Raw genomic sequence first — 13,320 nt, forward strand, 5'->3', positions numbered from 1 at the left:
TCGAAAAGGTGCGGTACATAGTTACCGCACAGAGTGTAATGTATCGCCTTACACTCGCCGCCATGATCAAATCCTTTCAGCACAAAGGCCTTCGTGGTTTCTATGAAACAGGTTCGACCCGCGGAATTCGCGCCGATCACGCAAAACGGCTGGCGCGTATGCTGCAGTTCATGGATCGCGCAGCACTTCCCGCAGACCTTGATCTGCCGGGTTGGCGCCTGCATCCACTGAAGGGTGAACTGTCCGAATATTGGTCGCTCAGTGTTTCAGGCAACTGGCGGGTTATCTTTCGTTTTGTCGGTTCGGACATCGAATGGGTCGATTATCTGGACTACCACTGACAGGAGGCAGGCTCATGCCCATGCACAACCCGCCACACCCCGGTGAAACACTGCTCATGGATGTCTTGCCAGAGTTAGGTATCAGCGTGAGTGAATTGGCCCGACATCTGGGCTTCGCCCGCCCTCATCTTTCCCGCGTATTGCACGGCCATGCACCGATCAGCCCGGATCTGGCAGTAAGGCTGGAGCGAGCAGGTATTGGCAAGGCGCGTGTGTGGCTAGGCGTTCAAACCGATTACGATCTGTGGCAAGCAGAGCATCGGGAGCAACCCGCCATTACGCCTATCGCTGCCCACGCCTGAAGCCATCACACCAACATTTCCCCCGCCACTTTCGCCCGCAACGCCTTGCCACCAAGTTGCTCGACCAGCGTCAGGGCAAACGCCAGTGCGGCGCCGGAGCCCTGGGCGGTGATGCAATTGCCGTCGACCACCACCGGTTGATCAACAAACGTACAGCCCGACAACTGGTGACTGACACTTGGCAGGCAAGTCATGCGTCGCTGGCGTAATACGCCAGCGGCTTGCAGGGCGATGGCCGGGGCTTCGGCGATGGCGGCGAACAGGCGTCCGGCGCTGGCCTGGTCCTTGAGCAATTGTTGCAGCGGCTGAGGCGCCGCCAAATGTTGAGAACCGACAACCCCGCCGGGCAGGACGATCAGGTCAAACGTCTGCGCCAGTACATCGACCAGCATGCCGTCCGCCGTCAGGCGCGTACCGCGTGCGCAGGTCAGCATGCGCCGGCCTTCGATGCTGGCCGCCACCACTTCAATGCCGGCGCGGCGCAGCACGTCGATCAGGGTCACGCTGTGCAGATCATCGATGCCCTCGGCGAGGGTAATCAGGGCTCTAAAGGTCATGGGCGCTATCCGCTGAGTGATCTTTAAAGCGTAGTCAGCTTTGCCCTGCCTGTTTGCTGACAGCCGTTACTTGATGTAAAGCTGGGTCGACATCGTGTTGCGTGGCGCGTTGATCGAGGTGTTGCTGAAGCTGAACGTGCCTTCCTGCTTGCCCGCCAGATCGAAGGTATACAGCGAGCCGACCGTTTTGCTGCCGGGGGTGCATTCGGTCAGATTGCCGGTATCGAAAGCGCACACCGGGGCGCGGGTGCCATTCACTTCAAAACCGTCCAGCGTGGCGTGTGGCTGGTTCTGGCCATAGCCGATTTCCAGGACATACACCTTGATACTCGGCCCGCTGTGATTACATTGGGTTTGCGGCTGGTTATCGCCAATGTCTTCCAGGCCACAGGCCGGCGACTGGACCTTGATCACTTTCACCTCAGTCAACGGTGGCGCCGAGGCTGCCAGCACCGCCGTCGACCCGGCCATCAGCCCTGCCATTAACCCGAAAGCCTGCATCCAGCGCTTGCCCATGTGATCGCGTTTCCCCGAAAAATTCAGCGCGCAGTATGGCGCAGATAACCCTGCTACAAAACTTCGACGACGTTCGGCACCAACAACCGCCATATTCCTCACGCTGCTGGTATGATGCGCGGCTTTTTCCGGCCCACCACAAATTCCCAGGCGCTTGCGACGGTCTGTGCTTTGCTGTTGAGGTCGATACATTCACGGCGCAACGCGCGCCACGGGGAGCAGACATGCTGGAAAGGCTGTTTCAACTCAAGGCACACAACACCAACGTGCGGACCGAGATTCTGGCGGGCGTCACGACTTTCCTGGCCATGGCCTACATTCTGTTCGTCAACCCGAGCATTCTCGGCGAGACCGGCATGGACAAGGGCGCGGTGTTCGTCGCCACCTGTCTGGCAGCCGCCATCGGCTCGACCATCATGGGCCTGATCGCCAACTACCCGATCGCCCTCGCCCCGGGCATGGGCCTGAATGCGTTCTTCACTTACACCGTGGTGCTGCACATGGGCCACACCTGGCAAGTGGCGCTGGGCGCGGTGTTCATCTCGGCGGTGTGCTTCTTCCTGCTGTCGATCTTCCGCATCCGCGAATGGATCATCAACAGCATCCCGCTACCGCTGCGCTCGGCCATTGCCGCCGGTATTGGCCTGTTCCTGGCGCTGATCGCCCTGCATAACGCCGGTATCGTGGTCAGCAACCCGGCGACCATGGTCGGCCTCGGTGACCTGAAAGCCCCGGCCCCGATCCTCGCCACCCTCGGCTTCGCCCTGATCGTCGCTCTCGAAGCACTGAAAGTGCGCGGCGCGGTGCTGATCGGCATTCTGGCGGTGACCATCATTTCCATCGCCATGGGCTTCACCCCGTTCGGCGGCGTGACCTCGATGCCACCTTCGCTGGCCCCGACCTTCATGCAACTGGACATCAAGGGCGCCCTGGACATCGGTCTGGTCAGCGTGATCTTCGCCTTCCTGTTCGTCGACCTGTTCGACAACTCCGGCACCCTGATCGGCGTCGCCAAGCGCGCCGGCCTGATGGGCAAGGACGGCCACATGCCGAAAATGGGTCGTGCACTGATCGCCGACAGCACCGCGGCGATGGCCGGTTCGCTGCTGGGTACTTCGACCACCACCAGCTACATCGAATCCGCTGCGGGCGTGAGTGCCGGCGGCCGTACCGGTCTGACAGCGATCGTTGTGGCGATCCTGTTCCTGTTGGCGCTGTTCTTCTCGCCACTGGCGGCCAGCGTTCCGGCGTTCGCCACCGCACCGGCGCTGCTGTTCGTCGCCGTGCTGATGACCTCGGGCCTGGCGGAAATAGACTGGGAAGACATCACCGTTGCCGCACCGGTCGTGGTCACCGCGCTGGCGATGCCGTTCACTTACTCGATCGCCAACGGCATCGCCTTCGGTTTCATCGCCTGGACCGTGATCAAACTGCTGTCGGGGCGCGCCCGTGAGCTGAACCCGGCGCTGGTGATTCTGTCGATTCTGTTCGTGATCAAGTTGGGTTGGTTCAACGCATGACATTCGATTCCCAGGCCTACGCCACTCAACTCGAAGACAAGGTCACGCGTTTGCGTGACCTGCTGGCCCCGTTCGATGCGCCAGAGCCAACCGTGTTCGACTCGCCGCTGCAGAACTTCCGCCTGCGCGCAGAATTTCGCCTGTGGCGCGAGGCCGGCGAACGGCACTACGCGATGTTCTCCCAGGACGACAAACGCACGCCGATCCTGATCGAAGAGTTCCCGATTGCCAGCCTGCGCATCAACCAGTTGATGCCGCAGCTCAAGGCGGCGTGGCAGGCCAGCGCGGCGCTGAGCCACAAGCTGTTCCAGGTGGAATTCCTGACCACTCTGGCCGGCGACGCGATGATTACCCTGTGCTATCACCGTCCGCTGGACGAGCACTGGCATGCGGCCGCGTCGAAGTTGGCGGCTGATCTCAACGTCAGCGTCATCGGGCGTTCCAAGGGCAAGCGCGAAGTGATCGGCCACGATTACGTGGTGGAGAAACTCGACGTCGGCGGTCGCACCTTCAGCTACCGTCAGCCGGAAGGCGCGTTCACCCAGCCCAACGGCACGGTGAACCAGAAGATGCTCAACTGGGCCTACGAAGCACTGGGCGATCGTCCTGACGATCTGCTGGAGCTGTATTGCGGCAACGGCAACTTCACCCTGCCGCTCGCCACCCGCGTGCGCAACGTGCTGGCCACCGAGATCAGCAAGACCTCGGTCAACGCCGCACTGAGCAACCTCAGCGAAAACGCTGTGGATAACGTCACGCTGGTGCGGCTGTCCGCCGAAGAGCTGACCGAAGCACTCAACGAAGTGCGCCCGTTCCGTCGCCTGCAGGGCATCGACCTGAAGAGCTACGAGTTCGGCAGCGTATTCGTCGACCCGCCGCGCGCCGGCATGGACCCGGACACCTGCGAGCTGACGCGGCGCTTTGACAACATCCTGTACATCTCCTGCAACCCGGAAACCCTGGCGGCCAACATCGCCCAACTGCACGACACGCACCGCATCAGCCGCTGCGCGATGTTCGATCAGTTCCCGTGGACGCATCACATGGAGTCCGGGGTGTTGCTGACCCGGCGTTGATGGCCAATGCCAGATGCGAGAAAGCCGTCGTGATTGACGGCTTTTTTGTGGACGCCACAAAAGATCGCAGCCTGCGGCAGCTCCTACCTCTGGAATGCGACCCTCCTGTAGGAGCTGTCGCAGGCTGCGATCTTTTGTTTTGTGCGATTAACGAACACTAAGCGCCAAGGGCAACGCCGTTCAATTGACCAAGGTAACCATCTGGTACATTTTACCTCCACAGGCTGAAACCCTCAGCCCAAGCCAAAAACAATAAGTGGAGTTTGCCCCCATGCCCCCTATCGTTCTGGTGCTCAACGGCCCGAACCTGAACCTGCTCGGCACCCGTGAACCGGCAACCTACGGTCACGAAACCCTGGCCGATATCTCTGCCCTGTGCGGGCGCGCCGCCGAAGAATTCGGCCTGGCCGTGGAGTTTCGCCAGACCAATCACGAAGGCGAACTGCTCGACTGGATTCACGCGGCACGCGGCCGTTGCGCCGGGATCGTGATCAACCCGGCAGCCTGGACGCACACCTCGGTGGCGATCCGCGACGCCTTGGTCGCCAGTGAGTTGCCAGTGATCGAAGTGCACCTGTCCAACGTGCATGCCCGCGAGCCGTTCCGCCATCACTCGTTCGTCTCCGCCATCGCCACGGCGGTGATGTGCGGCTTCGGCAGCCATGGCTATCGCCTGGCTCTGGAGCATTTCAGTCAGCGACTGAAGGGGCGCGCAGCATGACCCGTAAACCGGTAATACTGGCTGGCCTGATCGGTGCGGGCATTCAAGCCTCGCGCACGCCATCCCTGCATGAACACGAAGGCGATGCCCAAGGCTTGCGCTATCTCTATCGGCTGATCGACCTCGATCAGTTGCAACTCGACAGCAATGCCCTGCCCGACTTGCTGCAAGCCGCCGAGCGAATGAACTACACCGGCCTGAACATCACCTTCCCGTGCAAGCAGGCGATCATCCCGCTGCTCGACGAACTGTCGCCGGAAGCCCGGGGCATCGGCGCGGTCAACACCGTGGTGCTCAAGGACGGCAAACGCATCGGCCACAACACCGATTGCCTGGGTTTTGCCGAAGGTTTTCGTCGCGGCTTGCAAGATGTCGCCCGTGAGCGTGTCGTGCAGATGGGTGCCGGTGGCGCAGGCGCGGCGGTGGCCCATGCGCTGTTGAGCGAAGGCGTGCAGCAACTGAGTATTTTCGACGTCGACCGCGAGCGCGCCGAGAGTCTGGCGAACAACCTCAACCAGCATTTCGGCTCAGGTCGCGCGGTGGCCGGGCACGATCTGCCGAGTACGCTGAACCAGGCCGATGGTCTGGTGAACACCACGCCGATGGGCATGGCCAAACTGCCGGGCATGCCCGTGCCGGTGGAGTTGCTGCGCAAGCAATTGTGGGTCGCGGAGATCGTGTACTTCCCGCTGGAAACCGAACTGCTGCGCAACGCCCGCGCCTTGGGCTGCCGCACGCTGGACGGCGGCAACATGGCGGTGTTTCAAGCGGTGAAGGCGTTTGAGCTGTTCAGCGGCGTGGTGCCGGATGCACAGCGGATGCTGGCGCATTTTCAAAGCATGAACGTTTAAAAGATCAAAAGATCGCAGCCTTCGGCAGCTCCTACAGGGCCTTGTGTAGGAGCTGCCGAAGGCTGCGATCTTTTGCTTGTCAGGGCTGCAAGTAGCGCAACACCGACTCGCAGATCATCTCGCGATGACGCTGCTTGATGCTTTCGTCCGGCAGGTCGATCTGAAAGATCTCACCGAACGTGTGGCGGTTCGAGACGCGGTAGAAGCAGAACGAGCTGATCAGCAAGTGCACATCCAGCGCGTCGAGCCCGGCGCGGAACACCCCTTCTTCAGCACCGCGGCGCAAAATCTCGCCCAGCGAATCGAGGATCGTATTGTTCATCGCCTTGATCGCATCGGAACGCTTCACGAATTCGGCGTTGTGGATGTTTTCGATGCAGACGATGCGCACGAAATCGACGTTGCGGTCATGGTGGTCGAAGGTGAACTCCACCAGTCGGCGGATCGCCACCACTGGCGGCAACTCGGCCAGGTGCAGGCGGTTTTCGGTGCTGCGGATGTCGCCGTAAAGCTTCTCCAACACCTCGACGTACAACTGCTCCTTACTGCCGAAGTAGTAATAGATCATGCGTTTGGAGGTATGGATACGCTCGGCGATCGCGTCAACGCGGGCACCGGACAAACCCTGCTGGACGAACTCGACGATCGCCTCCTGCAGGATGTTCTCGCGGGTCTTTTCCGGGTTGTTCTTGCGACTCTTGCGCGGCTCGATGCCGGATTCGACGGGAGCGGCGGGGAGTTCTGAAGTCATTGTCATTGCGGGCTCACGGCCATCACTGCACAGGTGGGCGATTATGGGCCGCGCTGCACAGTGAAGGAAGCCACGCGGCCCGTGTTTAATCCCGCGTTTACGAAATTCCTACAACTTCGCCTGGCGCACCGCGCCGCTGCGTGATTTGGCCATCGCCGCCAGACGTACCGCGACGTTCGCCGCACCATAACCGGCATAGCCGTTTTTACGCTGGATGATCTCGAAGAAGAAGCGTCCCTCGAACGGCTCGGTATAAACGTGGAACAGCTCACCGCCCTGGGCATCGCGGTCGTAGAGCACGTTGTAGTACGCCAGTTCGCTGAGGAATTCATCGTCGAAATCGAAGCGCGCAGCGAGGTCGTCGTAATAGTTGAGCGGAATATCCAGCAACGGCACGCCAGCCTCTTTGGCGCGACTGACTTCAGCGAAGATGTCATCACAATCGAAGGCGATGTGATGCACACCCGAGCCGCGATAACTCGACAGCGCATGGGAGATCGCGGTATTGCGGTTCTCCGAAATATTCAGCGGCAAGCGGATCGAACTGTCGCGGCTGCGCAACGCGCGGCTCTTCACCAGCCCGTACGGATCGGGCAGTACCACCTCATCGTCGGCCTCGAAATCCAGCAGGCTCTTGTAGAACAGCACCCAACTGTCGAGGCTGTCGGCCGGCAGTGCCATCGCCATGTGATCGATGCGCTTGAGGCCGCCACGGGCCTGAGCGTTCGGCAGCAGATTGAAGTCGGTGCCATAGACATCCGCCGCTTCATCCACCAGATAAATCAGGCTGCCGTCCGGTGCACGCACCGCGGCCAGTTCCAGTTCGTTGGGGCCGACCAGGCCGCGATAGGGCTGGCCCTTGTAGGCGACGGCGCGGGCCAGGGCGCTGGCGCTGTCCTTGACCCGCACGGCAGTGGCGCACAGCGACGGGCCGTGCGCCTCAAAGAAACTGTGGCCGAACGAATACGGTTCGGCGTTGAGGATCAGGTTGATATCGCCCTGACGCAACAGGCTCACGCTCTTGGAGCGGTGCTGCCCGGCCTTGACGAAGCCCAGGCGCTCCAGCCAGTTGCTCAGTTTGGCGCCGAGGCTTTCGTCGACAGCGAACTCCAGAAACTCAATGCCGTTGTACTCGCTGGCCGGTGGCGTTTCGAAGAGGATTTCGCGGTTGGCCACCGGCGTCGGTTGCTGCTCCAGCCGCTGACGGGTCTTCTCTTCCAGGTACAGCAGCGAACGCAGACCATCGGCGGCATTCGCCCGTGGTGGTGCGGCGCGGAAGCCGTCGTTGAAAATTTCCAGCGACAACGGACCGGTGTAACCGCTCTGGATGATCGGTGCGAGGAAGCCGGGCAGATCGAACTCACCCTGCCCCGGGAAGCAGCGGAAATGCCGGCTCCACTCCAGCACATCCATGGCGAGGATCGGCGCGTCGGCCATTTGTACGAAGAAGATCTTGTCGCCGGGAATGTCGGCGATCGCGCTTGGATCGCCTTTCAATGACAAGGTGTGAAAGCTGTCGAGCAGCACGCCAAGCGCCGGATGATCGGCCTGACGGACGATGTCCCAGACCTGTTGATACGTATTGACGTGCCGGCCCCAGGCCAGCGCTTCATAACCGATGCGCAACCCGCGCGCGCCGGCCCGTTCGGCCAGCAGGAGCAGGTCATCGACGAGAATCTGTTGATCGCCGATGCTGTCCGCCGAGGCGTTGCTGCAGACCAACACCAGATCGGTGCCCAGTTCCTGCATCAAATCGAACTTGCGCTCGGCCCGCTCCAGATTGCGCGCCAGCCGATCACGCCGGCAGCCCTCGAAGTCGCGAAACGGCTGGAACAGCGTGATAGCGATCCCCAGGTCAGCGCACATCTGCCTGATTTCCCGCGGGCTGCCGTCGTAATACAGAAGATCGTTCTCGAAAATCTCGACCCCGTCGAACCCGGCGGCGGCAATGGCTTCGAGCTTTTCCGGCAGGGTGCCGCTCAGGGAAACGGTGGCAATGGAACGCTGCATGTTTCTACTCCCGATGGGGATCGTCTTGTCACGCGCCTCTGTAGGAGCTGCCGAAGGCTGCGATCTTTTGATCTTCACAAACAAAGATCGCGGCCTTCGGCAGCGCCTGCAGAGGTACGTTTTTTATCGTGAGGAAATTATTGGCTGCATCGTCTTCAGCAGCAATTTAAAGTGTACCAGCCGGTTAGTTTTGCGTGCGATTATCGAACACTATGGCGTTTCGACGAATTGACGATTTTTCGTCCACTGCCCACCATCGACTCCACATTGAGTCCGGATATGAACCTTCGGTCGCAGTGCGTGCAAACAACACCACATAACAAATTCAAAAACGGGTGGAACAATGATTCCTTCACAGACTTCCCGCATGGCTCCGGCCATGAGCACTGCCACGGGTGGCATCGGCGACAAGATCCGCGGCGCCATGGCCGTCGGCAAGACCCGTTGGGGCATGCTGGCGCTGGTGTTTTTCGCCACGACCCTGAACTACATCGACCGCGCCGCCCTCGGCGTCATGCAGCCCATTCTTGCCAAGGAAATGAGCTGGACGGCGATGGATTACGCCAACATCAACTTCTGGTTTCAGGTCGGCTACGCGATCGGCTTCGTCCTGCAGGGACGCCTGATCGACCGGGTCGGCGTGAAGCGCGTGTTCTTCTGCGCGGTGCTGCTCTGGAGCCTGGCCACCGGTGCCCACGGTCTGGCGACATCGGCCGTCGGCTTCATGGTCTGCCGGTTTATCCTCGGCCTGACCGAAGCGGCCAACTACCCGGCCTGCGTGAAAACCACGCGTTTGTGGTTCCCGGCCGGCGAACGCGCAGTGGCCACCGGTATCTTCAACGCCGGGACCAACGTCGGCGCGATGTTCACGCCGATGCTGCTGCCGCTGATTCTCCACGTCTGGGGCTGGCAGGCGGCGTTCCTGTGCATGTCGGCACTGGGCGGGATCTGGCTGCTGTTCTGGGGCTTGAAATACTTCAACCCGGAAGACCATCCGAGCGTCAAACAGTCGGAGCTGGAATACATCCAGAAAGAAGTCGAACCGGAACAGGCCCGCGTCCCGTTCTCACGCATCCTGCGCATGCGCGGCACCTGGGCGTTCGCCCTCGCCTATTCGCTGACGGCGCCGGTGTTCTGGTTCTACCTGTATTGGTTGCCGCCGTTTCTCAATCAGCAATACAACCTGGGCATCAACGTCACCCAGATGGGTATTCCGCTGATAATCATCTACGTGACGGCCGACTTCGGCAGCGTCGGTGGCGGCATTCTGTCTTCGTTCCTGATCGGTCGCGGCATGAACTCGATCAAGGCGCGACTGCTGTCGATGTTCCTGTTCGCCTGCTGCATCATCGGTGTGATCATGGCGGCCGGTTCGAGCAACCTGTGGGTCGCCGTCGCGGCAATCTCCCTGGCGATCGGCGCGCATCAGGCCTGGACCGCGAACATCTGGAGCCTGGTGATGGACTACACGCCCAAGCACATGATGAGCACGGTGTTCGGTTTCGGCGGCATGTGCGCAGCGATTGGCGGGATGTTCATGACCCAGATCGTCGGCCACATCCTGACCGTCACCAACAACAACTACACGGTGCTGTTCACGCTGATCCCGGCGATGTACTTCATTGCCCTGACCTGGATGTACTTCATGGCACCGCGCAAGATTCCTGACGTCACCGAATAACCGGCCCGTACCACGTCCCCCTGTGGGAGCGGGCTTGCTCGCGAAAGCGCCCAGTCAGTCACTGAAGATGCCGACTGAAACGACGCCTTCGCGAGCAAGCTCGCTCCCACAGGGTTTATGTATCTGTCTCACCTACGGCTTTGCTGCCACGCCGCCGCCAGGCCGCTGCAACAGATCACCACAATGCCGATCACCGTCAACAGGCTCGGCGTGTGATTGAACACCACCCAGCCCAACAGCCCGGCAAACACGATCTGACAGTAACCGAACGGCGCCAGCAATGCCGGCGCGGCGTGCCGAAACGCCTGGGTCAGAAACAGGTGCGCGGTCATCCCGCAACTGCCCAGCGCCAGCATCAGTGCGGCGTGCGTCAACGTCGGCACCTGCCAGAAGAACGGCACCAGCGCACTCATCACCAGCGTGTTGCACAGACCGGCAAAGAAGTTGCTGGTGGTCGGGCTATCGACCTCACTGAGCTTGCGTGTCAGCAGTTGATAGAAGCAGAAAAACAACGCCGAGCAGAACGGCAGCAGCACCGCCGGAGTGAACAGTTCACCGCCCGGGTGAACGATGATCAGCACGCCGATGAATCCGCAGATCACCGCAATCCATTGCCCGCGCGTTACCCGTTCCTTGAGCAACGGCACCGACAGTGCCGTCACCAGCACTGGCGCAAGAAAGTTGACCGCCGTGGCCTCGGCCAGCGGGATGTACAACAGCGCCGTGGTGAAAAACAGACTGGTGCCGAGCAGACACAGCGCCCGCGCCAACTGCCATAAAGGTCGTTTGGTGCGCAGCACGCGCAGCCCCGATTGCGGCAGGAAGATACCCGCCATCAGCAAGGTGTGCACCAGATAACGCGCCCATACCACCATGACGATCGGGTAGAAACCCGAGAGGTATTTCGACAGCGCGTCGTGGCTGGAGAACAGGAAGGTCGCCACGACAATCAGCAAGATCCCCTTGAAGGGTTGGTTGACACCGGAGAGCGGAGTGCTGACGGTCATTGGATATCTCTGAAGGAAAAATAAACAGTGGCGAGGACGCTGGCGCCCCGCCACCCACACTGACTTACAACTGCGCCAACAATTCCCGCGTCCTGTCGAGCGCCCTCTGCGCTCGTTGCAATCCGCTGACGCCCTGCTCCAGCAGTTTTACCGTGGGGATCTCCAGGCTCAGGGGAATATTAGCTGGCAGACTGCGCAACAAACCGTGCAGGTCGCAATCGCCTTCGCCGGGAAACCGCCGCTCGTTGCGCGCCTGACGCAAGATCTCGGCCATGTCCGCCGGTCTCGGCCCCGCCACATCGCACAATTGCGCATAACGCAGGCGCGCCGGTGCGACGCTGGCCAGATCCTCCAGCCGTGAGCCGGAGCGATCGAAATGAAAGGCATCGACCAGCACCGCGGCATTTTCCCGATCGGCATTGGCGACGATGCGCAACGCCTGTTCGAGGTTGCACGCATCGGTCCAGGGCATGAACTCCAGATGCGGATGCAAACCGTAAGGCGCCGCCAGATCACACAGCGCGGCAAAGTTGTCGGTGAGCCGTTGCTCGTCAGGATCATTGCCGGCGACGAGTAATTCACTGGCGCCAAACTCCGCGCCGACGGCCAGCAGCTTCTCGAAATCGGCGACCACGGTGTGCGGTTTCAGACGCAGGATTTCCACGTCGAGCACCGCGATGCCAGTGTCGCGCAAACGCCTCAATGTCTGCCGCCGCAGATCACCATCGGCCACCAGCGGAAAGTGGTACTCCTCCGGCGTCGCCGGTTCCAGGCGCAGGCCGACATGGCTGTAACCGGCACGCGCCGCGACCTCGATCATTTGCGGTGGCGACAATTCGAGTACGGTGAGACTGGCCAGGGACAGGATTCGTTCGTCCATGTTCAAGCCTCGACCGCTGCCGGAGAACAGGCACGGCCGCTGGCCGCTGCTTCACGAATCGCCTCAACCAGCGCCAGGGTTCGCGCGGCATCGGCAGCACTGACCAAGGGCTCGACTTCACGCCGCGCGACCTGCACAAAATGTTGCAGCTGCAAACGCAACGCGTCCCCGCCCTCACACTGTTCTTGCAGCGCGATCAGCGGTTCGTGCCAGCCGGCATCGACCTGATCGGCAGGGTAATGCCAACGCTTGAGTTGCGGAATGCTTAACGCTCCGGCAGTGCCCGCCAGCAAATAACACGGCTGATCGGCCTGACGCGGGTAAACCGGGTTCTCTGCGGAATTCAGCTCCCAGCTCCACGGCGCGGCGACCGCATCGGAACCGCTCAGCGTGCCCAGCGCACCGCCGGCAAATTGCAGTAACACCGCGGCGCTGTCTTCGTTGGCAAAACCCCGCACCGCGTTGTCCGTGACGGCCTGCACCGACTGCACCTCCCCGCAAAGGTGACGCAGCAGATCGAGGTCGTGAATCAGGTTGGTCAGCAACAGGCCCGCGCCCGGCTCACGGCGCCACGGGACCTCGAAATAACGGTCGGGTTTGCGTAACTGAAACAGCGCAGTAACCATGGTCAGCCGCCCGAGCGCGCCGCTGCGCAGCAATTGGTGGGCACGCACGATCAACGGATTGTGCCGCCGATGATGGCCGACCAGCACCGGCACGCCGCTGCGTTTGACCGCCGCCACCAGTTTGCGCACCTCATCCCTGTTCACGCCCACCGGTTTCTCCAACAGCACCGGCACGCCGGCGGCGAGGCAATCCAGCGCCGTGCTGACGTGCTGATTATTCGGGTTGGCCACGATCACCGCATCCGGCCGCACCTGCTCCAGCATCTGCCGATGATCAGCGAAATACGCCACGCCCCATTGCGCCGCCAGCGCGGGAGCCTGCGGGCCGGGATCGGCCACTGCGCATAACCGGGCTTCATCGAGGGTTTGCAAGTGCTGGTAATGCTGTTGGCCCATGTTGCCGGCGCCGATCAGGGCGATACGAAGGGGCGGAGTCAAGGCGCGATCCTCTTGTGATTGTTGTTGGAAATGTCTCTTCAGC

At 61.3% G+C, this 13,320-nt stretch carries 15 protein-coding genes; 8 read left to right on the forward strand and 7 right to left on the reverse strand.

The features are described from left to right. Positions 1-62: 62 nt before the first annotated feature. Positions 63-341, forward strand: a complete 279-nt coding sequence (locus HXW87_RS28195) for a type II toxin-antitoxin system RelE/ParE family toxin (protein ID WP_121187832.1) — start codon at positions 63-65, stop codon at positions 339-341. 14 nt (positions 342-355) lie between these two features. Continuing rightward, the gene (locus HXW87_RS28200) at positions 356-643 is read left to right on the forward strand and encodes a HigA family addiction module antitoxin (RefSeq protein ID WP_108183866.1); all 288 of its coding nucleotides are present in this window, start codon (positions 356-358) and stop codon (positions 641-643) included. A gap of 5 nt (positions 644-648) precedes the next feature. Here HXW87_RS28200 and HXW87_RS28205 read toward each other — a convergent pair whose 3' ends face one another. After that, entirely contained in the window at positions 649-1,200 is a 552-nt protein-coding gene (locus tag HXW87_RS28205) for a DJ-1 family glyoxalase III (protein WP_239778187.1), read from the reverse strand. Positions 1,201-1,266: 66 nt separating this feature from the next. Beyond that, positions 1,267-1,716, reverse strand: a complete 450-nt coding sequence (locus HXW87_RS28210) for a DUF4879 domain-containing protein (protein ID WP_108183867.1) — start codon at positions 1,714-1,716, stop codon at positions 1,267-1,269. Positions 1,717-1,940: 224 nt separating this feature from the next. Between HXW87_RS28210 and HXW87_RS28215 the strand changes: the two genes are divergently transcribed. The 4 genes from HXW87_RS28215 (at position 1,941) to HXW87_RS28230 (ending at position 5,884) form a co-directional block, all read left to right on the forward strand. After that, on the forward strand, positions 1,941-3,236 hold the full coding sequence (locus HXW87_RS28215) for an NCS2 family permease (RefSeq protein ID WP_047296708.1): 1,296 nt from the start codon (positions 1,941-1,943) through the stop codon (positions 3,234-3,236). Continuing rightward, a complete protein-coding gene (gene trmA / locus HXW87_RS28220) occupies positions 3,233-4,312 on the forward strand; it encodes a tRNA (uridine(54)-C5)-methyltransferase TrmA (protein WP_041065191.1) in 1,080 nt (359 codons plus the stop codon). Before HXW87_RS28215 ends, trmA begins: the two co-directional genes overlap by 4 nt. Before the next feature lie 271 nt (positions 4,313-4,583). Next, positions 4,584-5,033 (forward strand): type II 3-dehydroquinate dehydratase, encoded by a 450-nt coding sequence (aroQ, locus tag HXW87_RS28225; protein ID WP_025108744.1) that lies wholly within the window; start codon positions 4,584-4,586, stop codon positions 5,031-5,033. Next, entirely contained in the window at positions 5,030-5,884 is an 855-nt protein-coding gene (locus HXW87_RS28230) for a shikimate dehydrogenase (protein WP_239778189.1), read from the forward strand. The genes aroQ and HXW87_RS28230 overlap by 4 nt, the downstream gene beginning before the upstream one ends. A gap of 79 nt (positions 5,885-5,963) precedes the next feature. Here HXW87_RS28230 and HXW87_RS28235 read toward each other — a convergent pair whose 3' ends face one another. Further along, positions 5,964-6,641 (reverse strand): TetR family transcriptional regulator, encoded by a 678-nt coding sequence (locus HXW87_RS28235; RefSeq protein WP_007963740.1) that lies wholly within the window; start codon positions 6,639-6,641, stop codon positions 5,964-5,966. Between the two features lie 102 nt (positions 6,642-6,743). After that, complete coding sequence (gene quiC, locus HXW87_RS28240) at positions 6,744-8,645, reverse strand: 3-dehydroshikimate dehydratase QuiC (protein WP_182402553.1); 1,902 nt, start codon at positions 8,643-8,645, stop codon at positions 6,744-6,746. On the opposite strand from quiC, the gene HXW87_RS28245 reads away from it, so the two are divergent. Beyond that, the gene (locus tag HXW87_RS28245; RefSeq protein WP_095668261.1) at positions 8,644-8,877 is read left to right on the forward strand and encodes a hypothetical protein; all 234 of its coding nucleotides are present in this window, start codon (positions 8,644-8,646) and stop codon (positions 8,875-8,877) included. The genes quiC and HXW87_RS28245 overlap by 2 nt on opposite strands. A 111-nt stretch (positions 8,878-8,988) precedes the next feature. Beyond that, positions 8,989-10,326, forward strand: a complete 1,338-nt coding sequence (locus HXW87_RS28250; protein WP_086792894.1) for an MFS transporter — start codon at positions 8,989-8,991, stop codon at positions 10,324-10,326. Positions 10,327-10,454: 128 nt separating this feature from the next. On the opposite strand, the gene HXW87_RS28255 is transcribed toward HXW87_RS28250, so the two are convergent. From HXW87_RS28255 to HXW87_RS28265, 3 genes are all read right to left on the reverse strand, one after another. Next, the gene (locus HXW87_RS28255) at positions 10,455-11,333 is read right to left on the reverse strand and encodes a DMT family transporter (RefSeq protein ID WP_047296716.1); all 879 of its coding nucleotides are present in this window, start codon (positions 11,331-11,333) and stop codon (positions 10,455-10,457) included. Positions 11,334-11,397: 64 nt separating this feature from the next. Beyond that, positions 11,398-12,213, reverse strand: coding sequence for a sugar phosphate isomerase/epimerase (locus HXW87_RS28260; RefSeq protein WP_239778191.1), 816 nt, complete (start codon positions 12,211-12,213; stop codon positions 11,398-11,400). A gap of 2 nt (positions 12,214-12,215) precedes the next feature. After that, positions 12,216-13,277 carry a Gfo/Idh/MocA family oxidoreductase gene (locus HXW87_RS28265; protein ID WP_239778192.1) on the reverse strand — a complete coding sequence of 354 codons (1,062 nt, stop codon included), beginning with the start codon at positions 13,275-13,277 and terminating at the stop codon, positions 12,216-12,218. Positions 13,278-13,320: the final 43 nt, after the last annotated feature.

Source organism: Pseudomonas sp. Y5-11 (assembly GCF_022368695.1).
GTDB classification, from domain to species: Bacteria; Pseudomonadota; Gammaproteobacteria; order Pseudomonadales; family Pseudomonadaceae; genus Aquipseudomonas; species Aquipseudomonas parakoreensis.